Origin of the sequence: Aquabacterium sp. UBA2148 (assembly GCF_002328915.1) — a bacterium.
Taxonomy (GTDB): domain Bacteria; phylum Pseudomonadota; class Gammaproteobacteria; order Burkholderiales; family Burkholderiaceae_C; genus Aquabacterium; species Aquabacterium parvum.
The window spans coordinates 1-843 of sequence record NZ_DCXA01000183.1 but is presented as its reverse complement, the minus strand read 5'-3'; the positions used below and the strand labels follow the sequence as shown (position 1 = coordinate 843).

Sequence of the window (843 nt, the reverse complement as noted above, 5' to 3'; positions counted from 1 at the left end):
CCGACGACTTGGTGCGTCGCGCCGTGATCATGGCCCTGATGTGCCAGGGCAGGGTGGACTTCGAGTCCATCGAGCTCGCCTACCTGCTCGATTTCAGGCAATACTTTGAGTCTGAATTGCGCCTGCTGGTGCCGCTCGTCGAGTCGGGGTTGGTGCAAATGGAGTCTGATGGCATCCGAGTCACGCCGCTGGGGTGGTATTTCGTGCGGGCGGTGGCCATGGTGTTCGACCGTCACCTGCAGGCTGACAAAGCCGTCGAGCGCTTTTCTCGCATCATCTGAACCTGCGCGAGGCGGCCTGTGTTGAGCAGCCTGCTGGCGACCGCATTCCTCATGGGCCTGGCGGGCATACCGCATTGCACCGCGATGTGCGGGGCGGCATGCGCGGTCGCTTTCCCGAGGGGCTTGTCGATCTGGACACTGATCGGGCGGGCGATTGGTTACGCCTGCCTGGGTGCCGTGGCCGCCGCAGCGGCGGGCTTGGTCGCCCGTTGGGGGCAGCAGGTCGCGATGATCAAACCGCTTTGGATGATGGCCCAACTGGCCATGGTGCTGCTCGGAGGCTTCATGCTTGTGCGCGGATTCGTCCCGGAGCGGGTGGATCAGGCGGGCAAGGGTTTGTATCTCCGCGTGCGGGCGGGCTGGCAGGCTCGCTCTGAAGGTTGGCCGCCTCTGGTGCAGCGGGCGTGGCCTTTGCTGGCGGGCCTTGCCTGGGCCCTGTTGCCCTGCGGTTTGCTCTACGCGGCCCTGATGGTGGCGGCGCTGGCGGCTCGCCCGGCAGAGGGGGCGTTGGTCATGTTGGCGTTCGCTTTGCCAAGCGCAGCAGGTGTGTGGGCGGCGCCTG

1 protein-coding gene and 1 pseudogene are annotated in these 843 nt (G+C 66.2%); both read left to right on the top strand.

The annotated features are described in order from the left end of the window. Window positions 1–281, top strand: a pseudogene (locus tag B2W70_RS10215) (coproporphyrinogen III oxidase); the annotation flags it as partial. Window positions 282–332: 51 nt separating this feature from the next. Beyond that, on the top strand, window positions 333–843 hold a 511-nt coding region (locus tag B2W70_RS10210), incomplete at its 3' end, for a sulfite exporter TauE/SafE family protein (RefSeq protein ID WP_349677448.1).